Source organism: Micromonospora sp. LOL_025 (genome assembly GCF_048060285.1).
GTDB lineage: Bacteria > Actinomycetota > Actinomycetes > Mycobacteriales > Micromonosporaceae > Micromonospora.
On record NZ_JBHMIR010000007.1, the window covers coordinates 37,671 to 59,424 of the forward strand.

General features: G+C 74.7%; 25 protein-coding genes. 12 read left to right on the forward strand and 13 right to left on the reverse strand.

Features of this window, described 5'->3' with window-relative positions; all coding sequences use genetic code 11:
• Nucleotides 1-24 precede the first annotated feature (24 nt).
• Nucleotides 25-849: a YcnI family protein gene (locus ACFHW0_RS11835; RefSeq protein WP_416607342.1), complete on the forward strand. Its 825-nt coding sequence runs from the start codon at nt 25-27 to the stop codon at nt 847-849.
• A 97-nt stretch (nt 850-946) separates the two neighbouring features.
• Here the strand turns inward: ACFHW0_RS11835 and ACFHW0_RS11840 are convergent, their stop codons facing one another.
• Nucleotides 947-1,861, reverse strand: a complete 915-nt coding sequence (locus ACFHW0_RS11840) for an ADP-ribosylglycohydrolase family protein (protein WP_416607343.1) — start codon at nt 1,859-1,861, stop codon at nt 947-949.
• 73 nt (nt 1,862-1,934) lie between these two features.
• Between ACFHW0_RS11840 and ACFHW0_RS11845 the strand changes: the two genes are divergently transcribed.
• Together ACFHW0_RS11845 and ACFHW0_RS11850 are read left to right on the forward strand one after the other, a co-directional pair.
• On the forward strand, nt 1,935-2,624 hold the full coding sequence (locus ACFHW0_RS11845) for a response regulator transcription factor (RefSeq protein ID WP_416607344.1): 690 nt from the start codon (nt 1,935-1,937) through the stop codon (nt 2,622-2,624).
• 29 nt (nt 2,625-2,653) lie between these two features.
• Nucleotides 2,654-4,042, forward strand: coding sequence for a HAMP domain-containing sensor histidine kinase (locus ACFHW0_RS11850; RefSeq protein ID WP_416607345.1), 1,389 nt, complete (start codon nt 2,654-2,656; stop codon nt 4,040-4,042).
• 234 nt (nt 4,043-4,276) lie between these two features.
• Here ACFHW0_RS11850 and ACFHW0_RS11855 read toward each other — a convergent pair whose 3' ends face one another.
• Nucleotides 4,277-5,302, reverse strand: a complete 1,026-nt coding sequence (locus ACFHW0_RS11855) for an adenosine deaminase (protein ID WP_416607346.1) — start codon at nt 5,300-5,302, stop codon at nt 4,277-4,279.
• Nucleotides 5,299-6,096 carry a trans-aconitate 2-methyltransferase gene (locus ACFHW0_RS11860; RefSeq protein WP_416607347.1) on the reverse strand — a complete coding sequence of 266 codons (798 nt, stop codon included), beginning with the start codon at nt 6,094-6,096 and terminating at the stop codon, nt 5,299-5,301. Before ACFHW0_RS11860 ends, ACFHW0_RS11855 begins: the two co-directional genes overlap by 4 nt.
• 85 nt (nt 6,097-6,181) lie before the next feature.
• On the opposite strand from ACFHW0_RS11860, the gene ACFHW0_RS11865 reads away from it, so the two are divergent.
• Together ACFHW0_RS11865 and ACFHW0_RS11870 are read left to right on the forward strand one after the other, a co-directional pair.
• Complete coding sequence (locus tag ACFHW0_RS11865) at nt 6,182-7,165, forward strand: aldo/keto reductase (RefSeq protein WP_416607348.1); 984 nt, start codon at nt 6,182-6,184, stop codon at nt 7,163-7,165.
• 40 nt (nt 7,166-7,205) lie between these two features.
• Nucleotides 7,206-7,400, forward strand: coding sequence for a hypothetical protein (locus tag ACFHW0_RS11870; protein ID WP_416607349.1), 195 nt, complete (start codon nt 7,206-7,208; stop codon nt 7,398-7,400).
• Between the two features lie 180 nt (nt 7,401-7,580).
• Here the strand turns inward: ACFHW0_RS11870 and ACFHW0_RS11875 are convergent, their stop codons facing one another.
• From ACFHW0_RS11875 to ACFHW0_RS11905, 7 genes are all read right to left on the reverse strand, one after another.
• A complete protein-coding gene (locus ACFHW0_RS11875; protein ID WP_007075740.1) occupies nt 7,581-7,784 on the reverse strand; it encodes a cold-shock protein in 204 nt (67 codons plus the stop codon).
• Nucleotides 7,785-8,075: 291 nt separating this feature from the next.
• Entirely contained in the window at nt 8,076-8,348 is a 273-nt protein-coding gene (locus ACFHW0_RS11880; protein WP_416607350.1) for a DUF4235 domain-containing protein, read from the reverse strand.
• Nucleotides 8,345-8,695 carry a DUF3618 domain-containing protein gene (locus ACFHW0_RS11885; protein ID WP_416607351.1) on the reverse strand — a complete coding sequence of 117 codons (351 nt, stop codon included), beginning with the start codon at nt 8,693-8,695 and terminating at the stop codon, nt 8,345-8,347. The genes ACFHW0_RS11880 and ACFHW0_RS11885 overlap by 4 nt, the downstream gene beginning before the upstream one ends.
• Nucleotides 8,692-9,126 carry a phage holin family protein gene (locus ACFHW0_RS11890; protein WP_121395423.1) on the reverse strand — a complete coding sequence of 145 codons (435 nt, stop codon included), beginning with the start codon at nt 9,124-9,126 and terminating at the stop codon, nt 8,692-8,694. The genes ACFHW0_RS11885 and ACFHW0_RS11890 overlap by 4 nt, the downstream gene beginning before the upstream one ends.
• A gap of 470 nt (nt 9,127-9,596) precedes the next feature.
• On the reverse strand, nt 9,597-10,793 hold the full coding sequence (locus tag ACFHW0_RS11895; RefSeq protein ID WP_416607352.1) for a mechanosensitive ion channel family protein: 1,197 nt from the start codon (nt 10,791-10,793) through the stop codon (nt 9,597-9,599).
• An 82-nt stretch (nt 10,794-10,875) separates the two neighbouring features.
• Entirely contained in the window at nt 10,876-11,697 is an 822-nt protein-coding gene (locus ACFHW0_RS11900) for a DUF1206 domain-containing protein (protein ID WP_416607353.1), read from the reverse strand.
• 60 nt (nt 11,698-11,757) lie between these two features.
• A complete protein-coding gene (locus tag ACFHW0_RS11905) occupies nt 11,758-12,123 on the reverse strand; it encodes a hypothetical protein (RefSeq protein WP_416607354.1) in 366 nt (121 codons plus the stop codon).
• Between the two features lie 90 nt (nt 12,124-12,213).
• Here ACFHW0_RS11905 and ACFHW0_RS11910 point away from each other — a divergent pair, with 90 nt between their 5' ends.
• On the forward strand, nt 12,214-13,440 hold the full coding sequence (locus ACFHW0_RS11910) for a cysteine desulfurase-like protein (RefSeq protein WP_416607355.1): 1,227 nt from the start codon (nt 12,214-12,216) through the stop codon (nt 13,438-13,440).
• Nucleotides 13,437-13,724: a GNAT family N-acetyltransferase gene (locus ACFHW0_RS11915; RefSeq protein ID WP_416607356.1), complete on the forward strand. Its 288-nt coding sequence runs from the start codon at nt 13,437-13,439 to the stop codon at nt 13,722-13,724. Before ACFHW0_RS11910 ends, ACFHW0_RS11915 begins: the two co-directional genes overlap by 4 nt.
• 5 nt (nt 13,725-13,729) lie before the next feature.
• Here the strand turns inward: ACFHW0_RS11915 and ACFHW0_RS11920 are convergent, their stop codons facing one another.
• Nucleotides 13,730-15,226 (reverse strand): glycoside hydrolase family 3 protein, encoded by a 1,497-nt coding sequence (locus ACFHW0_RS11920; RefSeq protein WP_416607357.1) that lies wholly within the window; start codon nt 15,224-15,226, stop codon nt 13,730-13,732.
• A gap of 178 nt (nt 15,227-15,404) precedes the next feature.
• Here ACFHW0_RS11920 and ACFHW0_RS11925 point away from each other — a divergent pair, with 178 nt between their 5' ends.
• From ACFHW0_RS11925 to ACFHW0_RS11940, 4 genes are all read left to right on the forward strand, one after another.
• Complete coding sequence (locus ACFHW0_RS11925; protein ID WP_255474757.1) at nt 15,405-15,527, forward strand: hypothetical protein; 123 nt, start codon at nt 15,405-15,407, stop codon at nt 15,525-15,527.
• A gap of 96 nt (nt 15,528-15,623) precedes the next feature.
• Complete coding sequence (locus ACFHW0_RS11930) at nt 15,624-16,574, forward strand: TIGR03557 family F420-dependent LLM class oxidoreductase (RefSeq protein ID WP_416607358.1); 951 nt, start codon at nt 15,624-15,626, stop codon at nt 16,572-16,574.
• A gap of 156 nt (nt 16,575-16,730) precedes the next feature.
• A complete protein-coding gene (locus ACFHW0_RS11935; protein WP_416607359.1) occupies nt 16,731-18,362 on the forward strand; it encodes a RecQ family ATP-dependent DNA helicase in 1,632 nt (543 codons plus the stop codon).
• Nucleotides 18,363-18,428: 66 nt separating this feature from the next.
• Nucleotides 18,429-18,932: a hypothetical protein gene (locus tag ACFHW0_RS11940; RefSeq protein ID WP_121395439.1), complete on the forward strand. Its 504-nt coding sequence runs from the start codon at nt 18,429-18,431 to the stop codon at nt 18,930-18,932.
• A gap of 133 nt (nt 18,933-19,065) precedes the next feature.
• Here ACFHW0_RS11940 and ACFHW0_RS11945 read toward each other — a convergent pair whose 3' ends face one another.
• Both ACFHW0_RS11945 and ACFHW0_RS11950 read right to left on the reverse strand, forming a co-directional pair.
• On the reverse strand, nt 19,066-19,839 hold the full coding sequence (locus ACFHW0_RS11945; RefSeq protein ID WP_416607360.1) for an ABC transporter permease: 774 nt from the start codon (nt 19,837-19,839) through the stop codon (nt 19,066-19,068).
• Complete coding sequence (locus ACFHW0_RS11950; protein WP_416607361.1) at nt 19,832-20,797, reverse strand: ATP-binding cassette domain-containing protein; 966 nt, start codon at nt 20,795-20,797, stop codon at nt 19,832-19,834. Before ACFHW0_RS11950 ends, ACFHW0_RS11945 begins: the two co-directional genes overlap by 8 nt.
• Before the next feature lie 100 nt (nt 20,798-20,897).
• On the opposite strand from ACFHW0_RS11950, the gene ACFHW0_RS11955 reads away from it, so the two are divergent.
• Entirely contained in the window at nt 20,898-21,656 is a 759-nt protein-coding gene (locus tag ACFHW0_RS11955) for a TetR/AcrR family transcriptional regulator (RefSeq protein ID WP_416607362.1), read from the forward strand.
• The last annotated feature ends 98 nt before the right edge of the window (nt 21,657-21,754 follow it).

The window sequence follows — 21,754 nt, forward strand, 5'->3', positions numbered from 1 at the left end:
CCGTGGAGACGGATGGGACCGACGATGGCGACGATGCACGGTGTGCGCCCCCGGCGCCGGGCCGCGACGGTGGCCGTCCTGGTGGCGGCCGGGGTGCTGAGCTGGTCCGCCCCGGCGTACGCGACCGACGTGACGACCAGCCCGACGCAGGCGCGACAGGGCGGTTCCGTGAAGCTGGAGTTCGTGGTGCCCGACGAGCTGCCGGGCGCCCGCGCCGACCGGATCGAGATCCGGCTGCCGGCCGACGCCCCGATCGCCGAGGTCTATCCGATGTCGGTGCCCGGCTGGGCGCCCCGGATCACCTCCCGCCGGCTCGACCAGCCGGTCGCCGGCATCCACTCGTCCCGGGTCGACGAGGTCGTCAGCGCGGTGACCTGGATCCGGATGCCCGGTACGGCCCCCGGCACGGCCCGGCTCACCCTGTCCATGGGGCCGCTGCCGCAGGCCGACCGGCTCACCTTCGAGGTGGTGCGCACGTACGCCGACGGCACGGTGGTGCGCTGGGCCGGGCCGACCGGGCCCCGCCGGGCGCCGGCGCTCACCCTGCTGCCTCCGGCCCCCGGTGGCGCGGCGGCCGGACAGGGCGGGCACGGCGCCGCCCCGGCAGCCGGCGCCCCGCCCGGCGGGGCCGGCGACGTCCCGGCCGCACGGGCCCGGGCCGCCGGGGTGCCGGCGGGCGGCGACGCCCCGGCCGGCGGGAGCGCGGACGCGATGCTGGCCGCCGGGCTGCTCGCCGGCCTCGGCGGGGGCGCGGCGATCGGCTGGCTGGTCAGCCGCTGGCGCCGCCGCGAGCCGGCCGAACCGGTCGACCTGTCGGTGCTGCGGGAGGACCCCTCCCCAACGCGCTGACCCGGCCGCCAGCCGTCACCCGGCACGCCCGCCAGCCCCTGCCGGGGTGGGGCCGCCGGGCGGGCCGGTCGCCGCCCGCTGAGCGCGGCGCGCGGGGTCAGCCGGCCCAGTCCGGCAGGGGCTCGCGGGCGGCCAGCCAGTCGGTCGGCACCCCGCCCGGGGTCCCGACGCCCGTGTGCGCGGCCACCACCGCCCCGACGATCGCGGCGGTGGTGTCGACGTCCCCGCCGGCCTCGACGCAGGCGCGCACCGCCGCCGGGTAGTCGTCCAGGTGCACGGCGGCCACCCAGCAGGTGAAGGCGACGGTGTCCTGGGCGGTGACCCGGGAGCCGTTGCCGAGCACGTCGGCGGCCTCGGCGACCGACCGGTCGAGCAGGCCGGCGGCCCGGCGCACGCCCCCGTGCACCTCCGTGGCCGGGTCCAGGGCGGCGGTGACGCCGGCCAGCAGCCGGTCCGGGGCGGGCCGGTGGCCGTCGAGGCGGGCGCGGGCGGCCAGCGACGCGGCCACCGCGACCGCGCCGGCGACGCCCTCCGGGTGGGCGTGGGTCACCTCGGCCGACGCCCGGGCCTGCGTCGCCGCCCGCGCGGTGGAGTCGGCGTACCACGCGCCCAGCGGGCCGACCCGCATCGCCGCGCCGTTGCCGCAGGAGCCCTGGCCGTCGAAGGCCGAGGCGGCCGCGACCGGCCACGGCGTGCCGGTGCGGATCAGCCGCAGGATGGTCACCGCGCCCGGCCCGTACCCCCGGTAGGGCTCGCAGCGCTCGGCGAAGGCCGCGGCGAGCGCGTCCCGGTCGATCCGGCCGGTCTCGGCGAGGGCGGCGACCACCGAGCAGGCCATCTCGGTGTCGTCGGTCCACTGCCACGGCGGTGGGGGCAGCTTCCCGGCGGCCAGGTCGGCCGGGTGCCGGCCGGGAACGAAGAACTGTGAGCCGAGCGCGTCGCCGACCGACAGGCCGGCGAGCGAGTCCCGCGCCAGCGCGAGGCGGGTGTCGGGAAAGAGCGTGAAGGACATCGTTGTACCAGCTTGCCCTGTTGCCGCGTGCGCCGCAACGCGGTCGACTTGCCACCGCGAGTACGGTCTTGCTGTGGCCACCGTGCTCCTGGTCGAAGACGATCACGTCGTACGCGGCGCGATGCTGCGATCCCTCGCCGACCGGGGGCACGCCGTGCACGCCGTCGGCACGGCGCTGGACGCGCTGCGCCGGGTGGCGGCCGAGACCCCCGACCTCGTGGTGCTCGACCTCGGGCTGCCCGACCTCGACGGCTCGGACGCGCTGCGGATGCTGCGCGGCATCACCGACGTGCCGATCATCATCGCCACCGCCCGCGACGACGAGCAGTCCGTGGTGCGGCTGTTGCGCGCCGGGGCCGACGACTACATGGTCAAGCCGTTCACCGGCGCGCACCTCGACGCGCGGATCACCACCGTGCTGCGCCGGGCCGGGCGGGCCAGCCGGACGGTGCAGCCGGCCGTGCACTGCGTCGGCGGGCTGCGGGTGGACGTCGGCGAGCGCAGCGCCCACCTCGACGGCGAGCCGCTGGCACTGACCCGCAAGGAATTCGACCTGCTGGCCTATCTCGCCGCACGACCAGGCCGGGTAGTGTCCCGCCGGGAACTTCTGGAGGAGGTATGGCGGCAGCCATCGGTCGGCGAGGACCAGACCATCGACGTTCACCTGTACTGGCTGCGCCGCAAAATGGGCGAGTCCGCGGCGAAGCCCCGCTACCTGCGCACCGTGCGGGGGGTCGGCTTCCGGCTGGTGGCGCCGGACTGAGGCCGTCGCTGGCCCTGCTCACGGCCGGCATGTGCGCCCTGGTGGCGCTGGCGTTCCTCGTCCCGCTCGCCCTCGGTCTCGGGGACCGGGCGCGCGAGGAGGCCATCGCGGACGCCGCCCGGCGCAGCGCGCTGGTGACCGGCGCCCTCACCGTCAGCACCGACCCCGCCGTGGTGCAGCGGGTCGTGGCGGCCAGCGGCGACGACCCGGCCACCCGGCCGGTCGTGCGCGGGCTGGGGATGGACGAGTCGTCGGCCAGGGCCGACGCCGGGACCCTGGAGCGCGCGCGGGCCGAGCGGCGCTCCGTGGTCGTCGACGTCGAGGGCGGCGTGCTCCGGCTGGACCCGGTGGTGCTCGGCGACACCACGGCCGTGGTCGAGGTCTTCGTGCCCGAGTCGGCGCTGGGCGGCAACAGCCGGTGGCTGCTGCTGCTCGGGGTGGCCGCCGCACTGGTGGGCGCGGCGGTGCTGGTGGTGGACCGGGTCGCCGCCCGCGCGGTCGACTCGGCCCGGGGCCTGGTCCGGGCGGCGCTCGCGATCGGCGACGGCGACCAGGGCGTACGCGTCGACCCGAGCGGCCCTCGGGAGCTGGCCGAGGCGGGGCACGCCTTCAACCGGATGGCCGACCGGCTGGACGCGGCCCGCACCGACGAGCGGGAGTTGGTCGCCGACCTGTCGCACCGGCTGCGTACCCCGCTGACGGTGCTGCGGCTGGACGCGGAGGCGCTGGAGTCCGACGACACCAGCGTGGGCTCGTTCAGCGAGGCGGAGCTGGACCGGCGGCGCGGCATCCGCCGGATCCGGCAGGCGATCGTCACCCTCGAGGGCGAGATCGACGTGCTGATCAAGACCACCCGCAAGGCCGTCGCGCACGAGGCCGGGCCGGCGGAGTGCGACGTCAGCGAGGTGGTCCGGGACCGGATGGTGTTCTGGGCCGCCCTGGCCGGCGACCAGAACCGGCCGCACCGGGTCAGCGGCGCCCAGCTGCGCATCCCGGCACCGGTTCCCCGGGCCGAGCTGGCGGCCGCGCTGGACGCGGTGATCGGCAACGTCTTCCGCTACACCCCGCAGGGCACCGCGTTCGAGGTGGCGGTCTCCCGCCGCGACGGATACGTGGCCATCCGGATCGACGACGCCGGCCCGGGGATCGCCAACCCGGACCGGGCGCTGCGGCGGGGCGCCAGCGACCAGGGCTCGACCGGGCTGGGGCTGGACATCGCCAAGCGGGTGGCGTTGCAGGCGAACGGCTCGGTCAGCATCGACCGGGCCCGGCTGGGCGGGGCGAGCGTGGTCATGCTGCTCACCGACCCGGAGGCGACGCCCCGGCAGGTCAGCCGGTTCGGCCTGGTCGGCCGGATGGCGCGGGAGCAGAAGACCGGCAGCCGTCGCTGGCCCCGGCAGCGGCCCACCGACGGCTGAGCCGCGGCCGGGGCGGGTGCCCCGGATCGGCGGCCGGTTGTGGGGCGGCGCAAGTCTTCCTTAGATCGGGGTTAACCACGGTGCCGGAGCGGTCCGGCGCTGACAGGATCGAATCCGAACCCATCAGTTCCACCGGTCAATGCCTCGGGGCACCCCACCGGCCGGTGGAACCGGGCGCGCGGCGGGAGACTCGGTCCCCCCACACCTCCTCCCGCCGCGCGCCGCCCCCTCCGCTCAGCGGGTGGCGGCGACCAGGTGGGCGTCGATCTCGGCGGTGATCCGCCGCTTGCCGGCCGGATCCAGGAACGAGGCGGTCACCGCGTCGCGGGCCAGGGCGGCCAGCCCCTCGGGACCCACGTCGAGCAGCCGTGCCGCGATGGCGTACTCGTCGTCGAGGGTGGTGCCGAACATCGGCGGGTCGTCGGAGTTGATGGTGACCAGCAGGCCGGCGTCGACCAACTGCCGCAGCGGGTGCTCCTCGATGCTGGCGACCGCGCGGGTACGCACGTTGGAAGTCGGGCAGACCTCCATGCCGATCCGGTGCTCGGCGAGATACGCCAGCAGCTCCGGGTCCCGCGCGGCGGAGATGCCGTGCCCGATCCGCTCCGCGCCGAGGTCGCGCAGCGCGTCCCAGACGGTCTCGGGGCCGGTGGTCTCGCCGGCGTGCGGCACCGAACGCAGCCCGGCCGCCCGGGCCCGGTCGAAGTACGGCTTGAACTGCGGCCGGGGCACCCCGATCTCGGGGCCGCCGAGGCCGAAGCTGATCAGCCCGTCCGGGCGCTCCTCCAGCGAGATGCGCAGCGTCTCCTCGGCCGCCGCCAGGCCGGCCTCGCCGGGGATGTCGAAGCACCAGCGCAGCTCGATGCCGAAGTCCGCCTCGGCCCGCTTGCGGGCGTCCTCGATCGCCTCGCAGAACGCGGGCGCGGGGATCCCCCGGTGCACGTGCGAGTAGGGCGTGACGGTCAGCTCGGCGTAGCGGACTTGCTGGCGGGCCAGCTCGCGGGCGACCTCGTGGGTGAGCAGCCAGACGTCCTCGGGGTCGCGGATGAGGTCCACGACGCTCAGGTAGACCTCGATGAAGTGCGCGAAGTCGCGGAAGGCGAAGTAGTCGGCGAGCGCGGCCGGGTCGGCGGGCACGGGGCTGCGGCCCTCGTGGCGGGCGGCCAGCTCGGCGACGATCCGGGGCGAGGCGGAGCCGACGTGGTGCACGTGCAGCTCCACCTTGGGCAGTCCGGCGATGAAGGTTTGCAGGTCGGTCACTGGTTCTCCTCTGCGCGGGCGCCGGTGCGGGCGACGAAGAAGACGCGGCGGAACGGGAAGCGCACCTGACCGTGCCGCACCGGGTACGCCTCGGCGAGGCGTACGCCCAGCTCGGCCCGGAAGTCGGACCAGCCGGCGGCGTCCAGGGCCGCGCGGACCGGCCGGAGCGCGGTCCCCTCCAGCCAGGTCAGCACGGGGTGGTCGGCGTCGGCGCGGGCCGGCAGCAGGTGCACGTAGGTAGTCTCCCAGGCGTCCACCGCGCAGCCGGCACCGGTCAACAGGTCGGCGTAGCCGAGGGCGGTGTCGTCGGCCGGGGGGCGGCGCAGCAGCCCGGCGACGTCGGCACGCCACGCCGGCCGGTCGGCGACCTCGCGCAACGCCCGGTGCGAGGGGGCGTCGAAGTTGCCCGGCACCTGCACGGCCAGCCAGGCCCCGGCGGGCAGTTCCCGGGCCCAGCGGGTGAGCAGCTCCCGGTGGCCGGGCACCCACTGGAGCACGGCGTTGCTGACCACGACGTCCACGTCGGGTTCCGGCTGCCAGTGCCGGACGTCGCCGACGGCGAAGGAGACCCCGGGGGCGACGGCGGCGGCCCGCGCGATCATCTCCGGCGAGGAGTCGAGGCCGGCGACCCGGCTGTCCGGCCACCGCGCGGCGAGCGTGGCGGTCAGGTTGCCCGGGCCGCAGCCGAGGTCGACCACCGCGCGCGGGCGCTCGGCGTGGACCCGGGCGAGCAGGTCGTGGAAGGGCCGGGAGCGCTCGTCGCCGTAGCGCAGGTACGTCGTCGGATCCCACATCACTGCCTCCCAAACCGTACGTCCGTCTTGTTTCACCGTACGGCCCGTCGCGCGACCCGACAAGCCGATCACTAGGCTCAGTCCCATGGAGCAGCGCACCTTCCCCCGGCTGGGGCGGCGCGTCGGGGTGATCGGGCTGGGCGCCTGGCAGCTCGGCGCGGACTGGGGCACGGTCAGCGAGGCCGACGCCACCGCCGTACTGACCGCCGCCGTCGAGTCGGGGGTCACCTTCCTCGACACGGCGGACGTCTACGGCGACGGGCGCAGCGAGCAGCTCATCGGGCGGTTCCTGCGCAGCCGGCCCGACGCCGCGCTGACGGTCGCCACCAAGATGGGCCGCCGCGTCGCGCAGACGCCCGAGGCGTACACCCTGGCGCAGTTCCGCGAGTGGACCGACCGGTCCCGGCGCCACCTCGGCACAGACACCCTCGATCTGGTGCAGCTGCACTGCCCGCCCACCGCCGTCTTCGCCGACGACGCCGTCTTCGACGCGCTGGACACCCTGGTCGCCGAGGAACGCGTCGCCGGCTACGGGGTGAGCGTGGAGACCTGCGACCAGGCGCTCACCGCCATCGCCCGGCCTGGGGTGGCCAGCGTCCAGATCATCCTCAACGCGCTGCGGCACAAGCCCCTCGACCGGGTGCTCCCGGCCGCTGCCGCCGCCGGGGTCGGCATCATCGCCCGCGTCCCGCTGGCCAGCGGGCTGCTCTCCGGCCGGTACGACGAGCACACCACCTTCGCGGCCGACGACCACCGCAGCTACAACCGGCACGGCGAGGCGTTCGACGTCGGCGAGACCTTCTCCGGTGTCGACTTCGCGCTGGGCCTGGCCGCCGTACGCCGGTTGGCGCCGCTGGTCGGCGACGGGCGCACGATGGCCCAGTTCGCGCTGCGCTGGGTCGTCGACCAGCCCGGCGTCACCGTGGTCATCCCCGGCGCCCGCGACGCCGCCCAGGCCCGGGGCAACGCCGCCGTGGCCGACCAGGCGCCGCTCTCTGGACGGGAGCTGGCGGCGGTGGCGGAGGTCTACGACGAGCTGGTCCGGCCGCGGGTGCACGACCGGTGGTGACCCGGGCGGCCGGGACGGGGATCGACGGAGGGAAAACGCGATGAAGGGCTGGCTGCCGCTCACCCTCGGCCTGCTCGCCGTGGTCGGCGGTGCGGTGTGGACGGTGCAGGGCCTCGGCTACGTCGAGGGCAGCGTGATGACCGACCAGCGGATCTGGGCCGTGCTGGGGCCCCTCGTCGTCCTCGCGGGGCTGGTCGCGCTCTGGTTCGGGCTGCGCGTCCGCAGGCGCCGCTGAGCGCCGTCGGCGGGCCCCCGCCTCTCGCCGCCCCCCGGCAGCCCGCCCCCGGTCTCACGCACCGCCACGGCGGCCGGCGTCGTGGACGCGGAAAGCCCCGCATCCTGGGCGGGATACGGGGCTTCGCTGTGATCCGGGCGCCGGATCACCCACTGGCCGGCGGCTGCCGACCGGCACTGCTCAGATGGGGCGGACCTGCTCGGCCTGCGGACCCTTCTGACCCTGGGCGATCTCGAACTCCACCCGCTGGTTCTCCTCCAGCGTGCGGTAGCCGCTGGTCTGGATGGCCGAGAAGTGGACGAACACGTCAGCACCCCCGCCGTCGACGGTGATGAAGCCGAAGCCCTTGTCTGCGTTGAACCACTTCACGGTTCCCTGCGCCATGTGTATCTCCTTCTAAAACTGGCGGCCGAGCACGCCGTGCGGCCGATTGGCCGTTTTCGAGCAGCGGTGCCTGAGGCGGCCCCCACGAAGGAGACTTCACTCAACCCACGCCATCTCTCAACAGCGTGGAACAGCAAACCACGTAGCGAAAACTCTGCACAGCCTACCGGACGAAATTCTTCGACATGTGACCTGACGGATGCCGAAGATCCGCTGGGTGGGCCCTTGCACGCGTGCGAAAAGACCCCCGCGCCGTCGCGACGACGCGGGGGCCTTCGGCGTTGTCCGGTGTCAGTCCGGCCAGCTTCCGGTGAACCGGCGTACGCCCACCGCGCCACCCCGGTCGACGGCGGCCCGGACGACCGAGAAGATCGCGCCCTGCAACGCCGCCGCCGCCAGGACCTCGCCCCAGCCGCGGTCCTCGTCGGTGGCGCTGGGCGCCTCGCCGTCGCCCGCCGTCATCTTCCACACCTGCCGGAAGATCGCGCCCGCGACCGCACCGGCGGCGATGCCCATCAGCACGCCGACCGGCTTGTACGCGGCCTTTCCGATGCCCCTGCTCACCGCTGCCTCCCCCGAACGATCATCAACACGATCACGGCCGCCACCGCGCCGGCCGCGAGGGCGACGAACGGCGTCGGGTTACGCCGTACGACGGCACCCTTCTCCTGCGCCTGCCCCCGCGCGAGCTGCGCCTTCTCCGCCGCCTGCCCGCGCACCCGGGCCACGGTCTGCGCCGCCTGGTCCCGCACCCGCTCCTTCGCCTGATCGGCGGAGGACCTCAGCCGCGCCTTGACGTCGGCCTTGGCCGCCAACGCCTCCATCGTCTCGCCCAACTCGACCCGGGTCCGCCGGATCTCCTCCCGCAGCGCCTCGGTGTCGCCGCTGCCCCGGCCGTTGCCCGTCGTCATGCCCGTCCCCTGTCCTTCACGGCGGCGGCGACCGTGTCCACGTCCGCCCGGACGCTACGGACCGCGGCCTCCGGCACCGGCGGGACCGCCTGGCTGACCTGCTTCTTGCCCACCAGGGCCAGTACGCCGGCCATCGCGAAGAGCACCACCGCGACGATCAGGGCCGCCGCCCAGGCCGGAAGCACCAGGTCGAGCAGCAGGATCGCGGTGGCGACCAGGGCACCGAGGCCGTAGAGCGCCAGCGCCCCGCCACCGCCGAAGAGACCGATGCCGATACCGGCGTGCTTGCCCTTCTGGGTCAGCTCCGCCCGGGCCAGGGCCAGTTCGTCCCGGACCAGGCGGGAGACCTGCTCCGTGGCCCGCTGCACCAGCTCGGCGGTGGACGGCTCGCTCCCGGTACGGGATGTGCGGGCGTTCGCCACGTCAGCCATGCTGTCCTCCTTTCATCATCACCGCGCTGTATGCCCGGAGTCGCCGCCCGCCAATCCTTCGCCCGGCGGTCGGTGGGCCCGGACCGCCGCGCCCCGAGCCACCGCACGGCGCGGAAGAAGATGCAGAAGCGTCGCGCAGCGGTTCCCGCCACACGCCCGGTCAAACTTCCCGAGCCAACCCACTCCGCCCGACCACCCCACGAGGCACCACCCCGCCCACACCTCCAACGCCCCGACCCCCCACAGGTCACGACCCACCCCGGCCGCCCCGCCCCGCCCCGCCCCGCGCCGCGCCGGCCGCGCCGATCATGCAGTTGTGGTGCCCCGCAAAAGACGCATTGACGGCGTACCGCCCACCACAACTCCATGATCGGCCGAGCGGGGGGGTGGGGTGGGGACGGGGAAGCCCCCCGGCGGGCGGACGGCCGGAGGGCTCCCAGGGGCGCGGGTGGGGCGGGTGGGGCGGGTGGTCAGCGGCGGGCTTCGGCGGGCTCGTCGGGGCCGACGAAGGCCTCGCTGCGGGCGTCGCCGTCGTCACTGCCGCCGAAGACCCGGGCGTCGTCGGGCAGCTCGGCGTCGGTGCGTCGGTTCACCGGCCGGCGGGGTCGCACCCACTGCCACGCCAGGTTGCTCTCCGCGTCCCCGATCTCGGTACGCATCCGGGGCATGGCCGTCGGCCGGTGGTCCCGGATCCAGGCCACCAGGTGCTCGCGCACCAGGCAGCGCAGGTCCCACAGGCTGCCGGCGTCGGCGGCGCTCACCAGGGCGCGCACCTTCACCGTCCCGCCGGTCGCGTCGGTCACCTGGAGTACGCAGACCCGGCCGTCCCACAGGTCGGTGCCCTCGACGAGCCGGCGCAGCTCCTCCCGCATGGCCTGCACCGGGATCGCCCAGTCGACGTCGAACTCGGCGGTGCCCAGCACCGCCGCCTCGGTGCGGGTCCAGTTCTGGAACGGCTTGCTGGTGAAGTACGAGGTCGGCAGGATCAGCCGCCGGTCGTCCCAGATCTGCACGACCACGTAGCTGAGCGTCAACTCCTCGACGCGGCCCCACTCCCCCTCGACCACCACGACGTCGTCGAGGCGGACCGCGTCGCTGAAGGCGAGCTGGAGACCCGCGAAGACGTTGCCCAGCAGGCTCTGCGCGGCCAGCGCGGCGACCACACCGACCACACCGGCGCTGGTCAGCACGCCGGCGCCGATGCCGCGTACGGCCGGGAAGGTCATCAGCATCACGCCGACCGCCAGCACGACGATCACCGCGATCGTCAGCCGGCGCAGCATGACCACCTGGGTACGCACCCGGCGCGCGTGCCGGTTGTCCGGCACGTCCACCCGGAACCGGGCCAGTGCGGTGTCCTCCGCGACGACGAGCAGCGAGGCGACCAGCCAGGCGACGCTGGCGATCACGCTGAGCACCAGCAGGTGCAGCAGCACCTGCCGCCACTGGTCGCCGACCGCGTAGCCGGTGCTGAACCGCACGGCGAACTGGACGGCGACGACGGTGGCGGCGACCTGGATCGACCGGTGCGCGTGGTCGGTGAGCTCGGTCAACAGCAGTGAGCGCCGACCGACCCGCCGGATCACACGGTGCGCGACCTCGACCGCGAACAGGGCGATCGCCGCCGCGGCGAGCGCGGCGACGATCGTTCCGAGGTAGCTCTGCACAGGTTCTTTCCTCCTCCTGGCGCCGGGCACGTGCTTCGGGCAAAGGCCCAATAATGCCCGGCGACGCCGGAATCGACCAGGCTCAGACCTTCCGATACCGGGACTGGAGGAAGCAGAAGACGCCGAAGGCGGCGATACCGAGCGCCACCAGGGTGAGCAGGATCTGGCCGTACGCCTGGTCGCGCAGCGTGCGCAGCGCCGCGTCGAGACCGCGGGCCTTCTCCGGGTCGTAGTTGACGGCCGCCAGGATGATCAGCAGGCCGGAGATGCCGTACGCGACGCCCTTGGAGACGTAGCCGGCCATGCCCAGCCGGCGGGTGAGCTGGCGCGTCTTCGCGTTCATCTCACCGGTCTTGAGGTGCTTCTCGAAGCGCTTGATCAGACCGTAGATCACCAGGCCGACGCCGATCGCGGCGAGCACGAGCCCGGCCAGGCCGACCAGCCAGCGGCCACCGGAGGACTCCATGGCCCTGCCGGTCAGCGCCTCCTGCTGGTCGGCGCTGTTGGAGCCGGCGTCCCTGAAGACCTTGAAGGCCGTCCAGGCGAAGTAGAGGTAGACGACGGTCCGCCCCGCCGAGGCGAGCCGCTCCCAGATCCGCTCCTTGCCGCGCTCGGCGCGGTGCCCGACGGCCGCCTCCAGCGCCTGCCAGATCGCCATGGCGAGCAGGCCGACCGCGGTGGCGACGACGAGGAACTTGCCCAGCGGCTGCGCGGCGAGGGTGCGCAGCGCGCCGGACTGGTCGCCGTCGGCGGCGGGCTTGCCGAACGCGATCTGCAACGCCAGCCAGGCGAACAGCAGGTGCACGATGCCGTAGCCGATGAAACCGACTCTGGCCAACAGTTCGAGCCACCTGCTGTTCGCCGTGCGGGAGGCGGTGGCTTCGGCGTTCCGGGTGAGTGACATGGCGCCACAATCACCGAATACGAAGATTTCCAAACCTCGGCCACCGCCGCCCCGGTCGGGTCAGTTGCCCGGGTTCCTCGACACCCTGATCTTGACCTCCTGGTCGGTGACGCTGTCGAGCGTCACCGCGAAGCCGGCGACCTCGGTGGCCTGCTGGCCCGTCGTGAGCGACAACTGCTCGCCGGCGACCTCGACGGTCACCTGGTCGCCCTGCGCGCCGATGAGCTTGGCCTCCACGCCGAGGATGGTGGCGCTGGCGTCCACGCCCCGGTCGAAGGTGACGGTGCAGGCGTCCAGGCCGCAGTCGGTGCTGGCGCCCTCGGAGCTGCAGCCGGCGAGCACGGCGACGCCGAGCGCCAGGCCGGCCAACAGGCCGGCGGCCCGGCGGGTGGGGGTCAGCGGGAAGTCAACACGTCGGTTCGTCACCCCGCCAAGGGTACGAGACATCGGCCACTGTGGCAGCGCGTGATCATCCGCGCAGGTGAGGCGCCCGCGGCAGGGGCTAGGGTCCCGGGCATGCCGTTCGACATCGCCCGCACCCGGGCCGCCTACCCCGCCCTCGCCGAGGGCTTCGTCCACCTCGACGGCGCCGGGGGCACCCAGACCGCCGGCGGAGTCGTCGAGGCGGTCGCCGCCGCCATGCGCGCGGCGGTGGGCAACCGCAGCGCCGCCTTCGCGCCCGGCCGGCGCTCGCTGGAGATGGTGGCCGCCGCCCGCTCGGCCGTGGCCGACCTGCTCGGCACCGAACCCGACGGGGTGGTGCTGGGGCCGAGCGCGACCGCGCTGACGTACACCCTGGCCCGGACCCTGGGTGCGCGGTGGCGGCCCGGCGACGAGGTGGTGGTCTCCCGGCTCGACCACGACGCGAACGTGCGCCCCTGGGTGCAGGCCGCCGAGGCGGCCGGCGCGACGGTGCGCTGGGCCGAGTTCGACCGGGACACCGCGGAGCTGCCGGCGGCCCGCTACGCGGAGCTGGTCGGCGAGCGGACCCGGCTGGTCGCGGTGACCGCGGGCAGCAACGCGACCGGCACCGTCCCGGACGTGGCGGCGATCGCCGCGACCGCGCACGCCGCCGGCGCGCTGGTCTGCGTCGACGGGGTGCACTCGGTGCCGCACGGGCCCACCGACGTCGCCGCGCTGGGCGCCGACTTCCTGGTCACCAGCGCGTACAAGTGGTCGGGGCCGCACCTGGCCGCGATGGTGGCCGCCCCGGCGACGTGGGAGGGGCTGCGCCCGGCGAAGCTGCTGCCGTCCTCCGACGCGGTGCCGGACCGCTTCGAGTACGGCACCCCGAGCTTCCCCCTGCTGGCCGGCGTCGCCGCCGCCGTGGACCACCTGGCCGGGCTGGACCCGACGGCCGTCGGAAGTCGGCGCGAGCGGCTGCTCGCCGGGCTGAGCGCCGCGCGGGCGTACGAGGAGTCGCTGCTTCAGCGGCTGCTCGCCGGGCTCGCCGCGCTGCCCGGGGTCACCGTGCTCGGCTCCCCCGCCCGGCGCTGCCCGACGGTGTCCTTCCGGCTGGACGGGCTCTCCCCGCAGCGCACCCAGGAGGAGCTGGGCGCGGCCGGCCTCTGCCTCTCCGCCGGCGACTACTACGCGTACGAGTACTTCCAGGTGATGGGGCTGCGGGACAGCGGCGGGGCGGTGCGCGCCAGCCTCTACCACTACAACACGGTCGACGAGGTGGACCGGTTGCTCGGCGAACTGGACCGGCTCGCCGGCCGCGGGGGCAGAATGGCCGGGTGAGCACCCTGGTCGAGGACAATCCCGCCAAGCACCGGTTCGAGATCCTGGTCGACGACGCGCTGGCCGGGTTCACCGCGTACCTGCCGCGCGGCGAGGTGCTGGTCTTCACCCACACCCAGGTCGACCCGAGGTTCCAGAACATGGGCGTCGGCGCGGCGCTGGTCCGGGGCACCCTCGACCAGCTCCGCGAGCGCGGCACGACGGTGGTGCCGCGCTGCCCGTTCGTCGCGGCCTTCATCGGCCGCCACCCCGAGTACGCCGACCTGGTCACCACCGAGGCGTAACCCCGTCAGCGGCCCGTCAGCAGCCCGACTGCGGCGTGGGCGGCGGCGCGGGTGGCGCCGTGGGTCGCGACGTGGACCGCGCCGGTGACCAGCTCGGGCACGCCCAGCTCGACCACGACCGCGTCCGGGCGCGCGGCCAGCGCACGGCTCACCGACGCCCGCATCCAGTCGTGCCGGTGCAGGTCGCGCACCACCAGCACCACGCACCGGCCGGCCGCCCCGGCGGTCGGGTCGGCGGGCACGTCGGCCTCGGCGTAGCGGACGGTGGTGGTGCCGGCGAGCTGGTCGGCCAGGGGGGCGGCGAGCCCCCACGGGGTCTCCGGACCGATCGCGATGTTGCGCGGCGGCTCGAACTCGACCACGTGGGCGGGGCCGGCCAGCGGCAGCGCGCCGACGCCGGCGGGCGCGGTGGTGACGCGTAGCGCCCGGCGGGCGGCGGCCAGCCCGACGGCCGAGCCGGCGGCGGTCGGGCGGGGCCGGGGCGGCCGTTCGGCCCGGGCGGCCACGGTCCAGGCGGCGAGCTGCCCCACCCGCTTGGCCGCCTCGGCGAGGCGTTCCTCGGGCAGGTCGCCGGCGACGACCGCGGCGACGATGGCGTCCCGCAGCAGCCGGGCCGATCCCTCGTCGGCGCGCTCCCCGCCGACGCAGATCGCGTCGGCGCCGGCGGCGAGGGCACGCACCGCCGCGCCCGCGAAGCCGTACCGGTCGGCGACCGCCCGCATCTCCACCGCGTCGGTGACCACGACGCCGGAGAAGCCCAGCTCGTCGCGGAGCAGCCCGCCCAGGATCCGGCTGCTGAGGGTGGCCGGCAGCTCCGGGTCCAGCGCCGGCACCAGCAGGTGGCCGGTCATCACCGCCTGCACCCCGGCGGCCACGGCGGCCCGGAAGGGGGCCAGCTCCACGGCGTCGAGGCGGGGCCGGTCGGCGGCGATCCGGGGCAGGTCGTGGTGCGAGTCGACCTGGGTGTCGCCGTGCCCGGGGAAGTGCTTGGCGCAGGCGGCGACCCCGCCCGCCTGGAGGCCGCGCACCCAGGCGGCGGTGTGCCGGGCGACCAGCGCCGGCTCGGCGCCGAAGGCGCGTACGCCGATCACCGGGTTGCCCGGGTTGGAGTTGACGTCGGCGTCGGGGGCGTAGTTGAGGGTGATCCCCAGCGCGGCGAGGTCGGCACCCAGGTCGCGGGCGACCTCCTCGGTCAGCGCCGGGTCGTCCACCGCGCCGAGGGCGAAGTTGCCGGGCCGGGAGCTGCCCCGGGCGGACTCGATGCGGGTCACGTCGCCGGCCTCCTCGTCGATGGCGACGACGACGTCGGGGCGCTCGGCGCGCAGGGTGGCGGTGAGGGCGGCCACCTGCTCCGGGTGGACCACGTTGCGGGCGAAGAGCACCACGGAGCCGAGGCCCTCGCCGAGCCAGCGGCAGATCCAGGGTGGCGGCGTGGTGCCGACGAATCCCGGTTGCAGGACGGCGGCGGCCAGGGCCGTCAGGCTCCCGGCGGGGGCGCTCACGCCGGCCCGCCCGCGTGGTGGCTGATGTGTCGCTCGCTCATGCGGTCGTCGTACCCCCGTCTTCTCCGCGCCCGGCGGCCCGCCACCGGCGGCGGTGCTGACATGGTCACACCGTGCGAGGAAATAGTCAATAAACCTTACAGTTGCCCTCGGGCGCGGAGCTGGGGACAGTTCGGGGATGGATCCCCTGCTGCTGGCCGACGCGACGAGCCCGGCCGACATCCCCGGCGTACGCCTGCTCGGCCTGGTCGTCGGCGGCCTGTTGCTGCTCGCCGCGATCCGCGCGATGTTCCGGCGCTGAGCGCGCCGCGTCCCGGCGCCGGCGCCCGGGATTCGGCGGCGGCGACCGGGGTACCGCCTGCCTCGTTGGACCGGTACGACACCGCGAGGGGGAACCATGAGGATCGGCTACTTTCTGTCCACCGAGGAGTACACGCCGGCCGAGCTGCTGGAGCAGGCGCGCGGCGCGGAGCGGGCCGGCTTCGAGGCGCTCTGGATCTCCGACCACTACCACCCGTGGACCGACGCGCAGGGGCAGAGCCCCTTCGTCTGGTCGGTGATCGGCGCGCTCAGCCAGGTCTGCCAGCTCCCGGTCACCACCGCCGTGACCTGCCCGACCGTGCGCATCCACCCGGCCGTCGTGGCGCAGGCGGCGGCCACCAGCGCGGTCATGCACTCCGGTCGGTTCGTGCTCGGGGTGGGCAGCGGCGAGGCGCTCAACGAGCACATCCTCGGCGACGCCTGGCCGCAGACCGACGTCCGGCTGGAGATGCTCCAGGAGGCCGTCGAGGTGATGCGCGAGCTGTGGCGGGGCGGCTTCGTCAACCACCACGGCAAGCACTACACCGTCGAGCACGCCCGGATCTACACGCTGCCGGACACTCCCCCGCCGGTCTACGTCTCGGGCTTCGGCCCCAAGGCGGTCGACCTGGCGGCCCGCATCGGCGACGGCTTCGTCAACACCTCGCCCGACGCGGAGCTGGTCCGGCGGTTCCGGGAGGGCGGCGGTGGCGACAAGCCGTGCCAGGCCGGCTTCAAGGCGGCGTACGCGCAGACCGAGGAGGAGGGGATGCGGATCGCGTACGAGCGCTGGCCGAACGCCGGGGTGCCCGGCGAGCTGTCCCAGGTGCTGCCGTCGCCGCGACACTTCGAGCAGGCCGCCGAACTGGTCCGCCCGGAGATGATGAAGGACGCGTTCGTCTGCGGTCGGGACGTCGACGGGCACCTGGCGAAGATCGAGGAGTACGCCAAGGCCGGCTTCGACGAGGTCTACGTGGCCAACACCGGCCCGAACTGGCAGGGCCTGCTCGACCTCTACCAGCGCGAGGTCTTCCCCCGCGTGCGCTGACCGCGACGTCTGTCGGGGCGCCCGGGCCGTGGCCGGGCGCCCGGCGGACTCCGGCGGGTTGCCCGGGAGCCCCGGCGTTCGGCGCCGGAAGGAGCGGACCAGGTCACGTCGGGCGGCGGTTTCGCCGCTGATCAAGGCGGGTACCTCCGGCCCTCGATGAAACTGTCCACGCACTCCACGACACTGCGCCGCGCGGCCAAGAGCCTCTTCGGCTGGACGGCGCTGCGGCCCCACCAGTTGGCCGCCATGCGGGCGGTCATGAAGCGCCGCGACGCCCTGGTGGTGCTGCCCACCGGCGCCGGCAAGTCGGCGATCTACCAGATCCCGGCCAGCCTGATCCCCGGCCCGACCGTGGTGATCTCGCCGCTGCTCGCCCTGCAACAGGACCAGATCGCGGCGCTCAACGAGCGGCAGCGACCCGAGCTGCGCGCGGTGCGGATCAGCTCGGACGAGTCGGCCGCCCAGCAGGCGGAGGCGATCGCCGAGATCCGCGACGGGCGCGCGGAGTTCCTCTTCATCACCCCGGAGCAGCTCGCCAACCCCGACCGGATGGCCGAGGTGAAGTCGCTGAAGCCGGCGCTGGTGGCGATCGACGAGGCACACTGCATCTCCGCCTGGGGGCACGACTTCCGCCCCGACTACCTGGCGCTCGGCCACCTCATCGACGGCATCGGCCGGCCGCCCGTGGTGGCGCTGACCGCCACCGCCTCCCCGCCCGTACGCGACGACATCATCGCCCGGCTGCGGCTGACCGAGCCCGAGGTGGTGGTCTCGGGGCTGGACCGGCCGAACCTGTTCCTCGAGGTGGCACACTGCCCGACGGAGGACTACCGGTGGCGGCGGCTGATCGCCCTGCTGCGCGACGACACCCGGCCCGGCATCATCTACGTGCCCACCCGGCGCTCCGCCGAGGAGCTGTCGGCCCGGCTCACCGACGCCGGCTTCCCGGCCCAGTACTACCACGGCGGGATGGCGGCCGGGGCCCGCGCCGAACTGCACGAGGCGTTCCTCGCCGACCAGGTGCCGATCATGGTGGCGACCTCGGCCTTCGGCATGGGCATCGACAAGCCGAACATCGCCTGGGTGGTCCACATGGCGCTGCCGGACTCGCCGGACAGCTACTTCCAGGAGATCGGGCGGGCCGGCCGCGACGGCGCCCCGGCCCGGGTGCTGCTGCTGTGGCAGGCCGAGGACGTCGGGCTGCAACGCTTCTTCAGCGGCGGCCTGCCGGACGCCGACGAGCTGCGCGACCTGTCCGCGTTGCTGCGTAAGAAGGCACGGAACAAGAAGGAGCTGCGCGAGGTCACCGGGCTCGGCCCGCGCAAGCTCGGCCAGTACCTCGCCCTGCTGGAGCAGGTCGGCGCGGCCGAACCGAGGGCGAAGCAGCGTACCGGCGCCCCCCGCTACTCCCCCGCCCCCGTGGACGCCGCCGCGGCGGCCCTGGCGGAGGCCGAGCGGCAGCAGACCGTGACCCGGTCGCGTACCGACATGATGCGGGCCTTCGCCGAGACCACCGCCTGCCGGGGGCAGACGCTGCTGGCCTACTTCGGCGAGCAGATGACCCAGGTCTGCGGGCACTGCGACAACTGCCACGCCGGCACCAGCACCCCCGACGACGGCGCGGTCGGGCCCTTCCCCGTGCACAGCCAGGTCCGGCACCCGGAGTGGGGGCACGGCCTGGTGCTGAGCTACGAGGAGGACCGGATGACGGTTCTCTTCGACGAGGTGGGGTACAAGACGCTGTCCGTCAGCGTGGTGTCCGAACAGGGCCTGCTGACCCTCGACTAGCCTGAGCCGGGCACCGCTGGCGGGGCCGTGGACGACGAGCGACAACAGTGCGGAAGGGGCGTTGCCGTGATCGAGCAGCCGGCGTACACCGGATTCGGTTTCTCCGACGAGGAGTGGGGGCTGCTGGTCGGCCTGCCCCAGTCGGTGCTGACCGCGGCGAGCGCCGCCGAGTCCGACGGCACCCGGCGCACCATGGCCGAGAACGCCGCCGGGCTGGAGACCATCGCCGCCGGCCGGGAGTCGGCCAGCCCGCTGGTCGCGGCCGTGGCCGGCGAGATCGTCACCCGGGTGGGCGACCCGGAGGCCGGCGAGGAGATGCCGGTCATCGCGCCGTCCGACCCGCGCGCCTACCTGGAGGACGTACTGGGCCGGGCCAGGGAGGCGGCGGCGCTGCTGGCCGCCCGGACGGACGAGGGCGAGGCCGGTGCGTACAAGCACTGGCTGGTGGACATCGCCGAGCAGGTGGTGGGCGCGGCGTCCAGCGGCGGCATCCTGGGCCTCGGCGGGGACGTCGTCAGCGACTCGGAGCGCCGCTTCCGCGACCGGCTCTCCCAGGTCCTCAACGACTGACGCGACGACGACGGCGGCACCGGACGGGGTCCGGTGCCGCCGTCGCGCGTTCCGTCGCGGGTGAGCGCCCGTGCCGGTGGCCGGTGGCGGCCGGCGCGGTCTGCCCGTGGCGGTCAGGCCACGCGGCTGGCGGTCAGGCCACGCGGCGGCGGAACAGCACGGCGGCCAGCAGCACCGAGACCGCCAGGATGCCCAGGCACCAGGCCACCGCCAGGGCCGGGGCGGTGCCCGTCGGGGTGCCCAGCAGCAGGGCCCGCAGCGTCTCGATGACGGGCGTGACGGGCTGGTGGTCGGCGAAGCCGTGGATCCAGCTCGGCATCGTCTCCACCGGCACGAACGCGCTGCTCGGATAGGGCAGGAACATCGCCAGGAAGGTGAAGCCGCTGGCGGCCTCCGGGGTGCGGGCCAGCAGGCCGATGGCCGCCGACAGCCAGGACACCGCGAGCAGGAAGAGCAGCAGCACCCCGAACGCGGCCAGCCAGCGCAGCGGCGTGACGACCGGGCGGAAGCCGATGCCGACGGCGATGGCCAGCACCAGCACCGTGGAGACGGTGTTGCGGGCGATGCTGGCGGCGACGTGCCCGCCGAGGATCGCGGTGGCGCTGACGTCCATCGTGCGGAACCGCTCGATGACCCCGTTGGTCAGGTCGGTGCTCACGCTGACGGCGGTGGTCGCCGCGCCGAAACTGGCGCAGAGCAGCAGGACGCCGGGCACGACGTAGGTGACGTACCGGGTGCCGGTGTCGATCGCGCCGCCGAACAGGTAGACGAAGAGCAGCATCAGCAGCACCGGCAGCAGCAGCGACGTGAGCAGCGCGTCGACGTTGCGGCGGGACAGCCGTACGCAGCGCGCCACCATGACGAGGGTCTCGCCGGCACGGGTCGGTCGCAGGGTCAGCTCAGACACCGGCCGCCTCCCGCCCGACGGTCACCGGGTCGCCGGTGAGGGTGAGGAAGACGTCGTCCAGGGTCGCCTCGCGGACGGTGAACCGGGTGAGCCCCTGCCGGTCGGGGTCTACCTCGTCGAGCAGGTGGCGGATCTCCGGCGCGCCGCCGTCGGTGGCGACCGCCAACTCCAGCCGGGCCGGATCGCGGTGCGTGACCCGCCCGCCGAGGCGGTGCGCCGCCTCGGCGAAGCTGCGCGCGTCCCGCAGCGTCAGCTCCAGCCGGTGGGCGCCGAACCGGCGCTTGAGGTCGTCCGCGCTCCCCTCGGCGACCAGCCGGCCCCCGTGCAGCACCGCGACCCGGTCGGCGAGCCGGTCGGCCTCCTCCAGGTACTGCGTGGTGAGCAGCACCGTCACCCCGGCACCGGCCAGCTCGGCGACCACCTCCCACAGCCCCTGCCGGCTGCGCGGGTCGAGGCCGGTGGTCGGCTCGTCGAGGAAGATCACGGACGGCTCGCCGACCAGGCTGGCCGCGAGGTCGAGGCGGCGGCGCATCCCGCCGGAGTAGGTCACCACCCGCCGCCCACTGGCGGCGACCAGGTCGAAGCGCTCCAGCAGGTCCGTGGCGCGCCGCCGGGCGGCGGCCGGAGCCAGCCCGGCCAGCCGGGCCATCATGTGCAGGTTCTCCGCCCCCGTCTGCTGGTCGTCGAGCGCCGCGTGCTGGCCGGCGAGGCTGATCGTCCGCCGGACGCGGCTCCGGTCGCGGACCACGTCGTGGCCCTCCACGCGGGCCACGCCCCCGTCGGGCGTGGTGAGCGTGGCCAGGATCCGGACCGTCGTGGTCTTGCCCGCCCCGTTGGGGCCGAGCAGGGCGTGCACGCTGCCCCGGGCGACCCGCATGGTCAGGCCGTCGAGCACCGCCACCCCGCCGTAGGACTTGCGTAGGTCGACGATCTCCACCGCCGCGACTGTTGTCCCCATCGCCCCTCACCCTCCATCTTCTGCGTACGTCGTACGCCGTTCTGCGTGCACCATACGCAGAAGCTAGGATGGCGGTCAACACCGCGTACCGGGGGTGAGGATGAGCGACGCCGACGTCGAGCTGCCGGAGAGCATCGAGCTCGCCTGGGGCCTGCGGGAACGGCCCGGCAAGGGGCCCCGCCGCAGCCTCACCATGCGGCAGCTGGTGGCCGCCGGCATCCGGGTGGCCGAGGCCGACGGGCTGGCGGCGGTGTCGATGAGCCGGGTCGCCGGCGAGCTGGGCGTGGCGACCATGTCGCTCTACCGCTACGTCTCCGCCAAGAGCGACCTGCTGGACCTCATGGCCGACGTCGCGTACGGGGACCCGCCCGCGCCACGCGGCCCGGACGAGGGCTGGCGGCCGGCGCTCGCCCGCTGGGCGCTGGCCAACGTGACGGCCATCCACCGCCACCCGTGGATCCGGCAGATCCCGATCAGCGGCCCGCCGTTGGGCCCGAACCAGGTGCGCTGGATGGAGCAGGGGCTGGCCGCCCTGCGCGGCACCGGCCTGCGCGGCATCGAGCGGCTGTCGACCATCATGCTGGTCAGCGGGTACGCCCGGAACTGGGCCACGCTCACCGCCGACCTCGACGAGGCCGCGGCGCGCGAACAGATCGACCCCGACGACGCCGGGGCACGGTACTGGCACCAGCTCGCCCGACTGACCCGCCACGGCGCCTATCCGGCGATCCGGGAGCTGCTGGCGGAGAGCGCCGAGGGACAGCAGGACGAGGTGTTCGACACGGAGTGGCAGTTCGGCCTCGACCGGATCCTCGACGGCGTCGAGGCGCTGATCCGCGGCCGGACCGCCACGGACTGAGCCGACCCCCGGCCGTCGCCCCCGGCTCCGCCGACCGGAAGCGTCCTGGGCGGTCCCGGCGCCCACGATGGACAATGGCCACCGGACCGGCGCGAGGA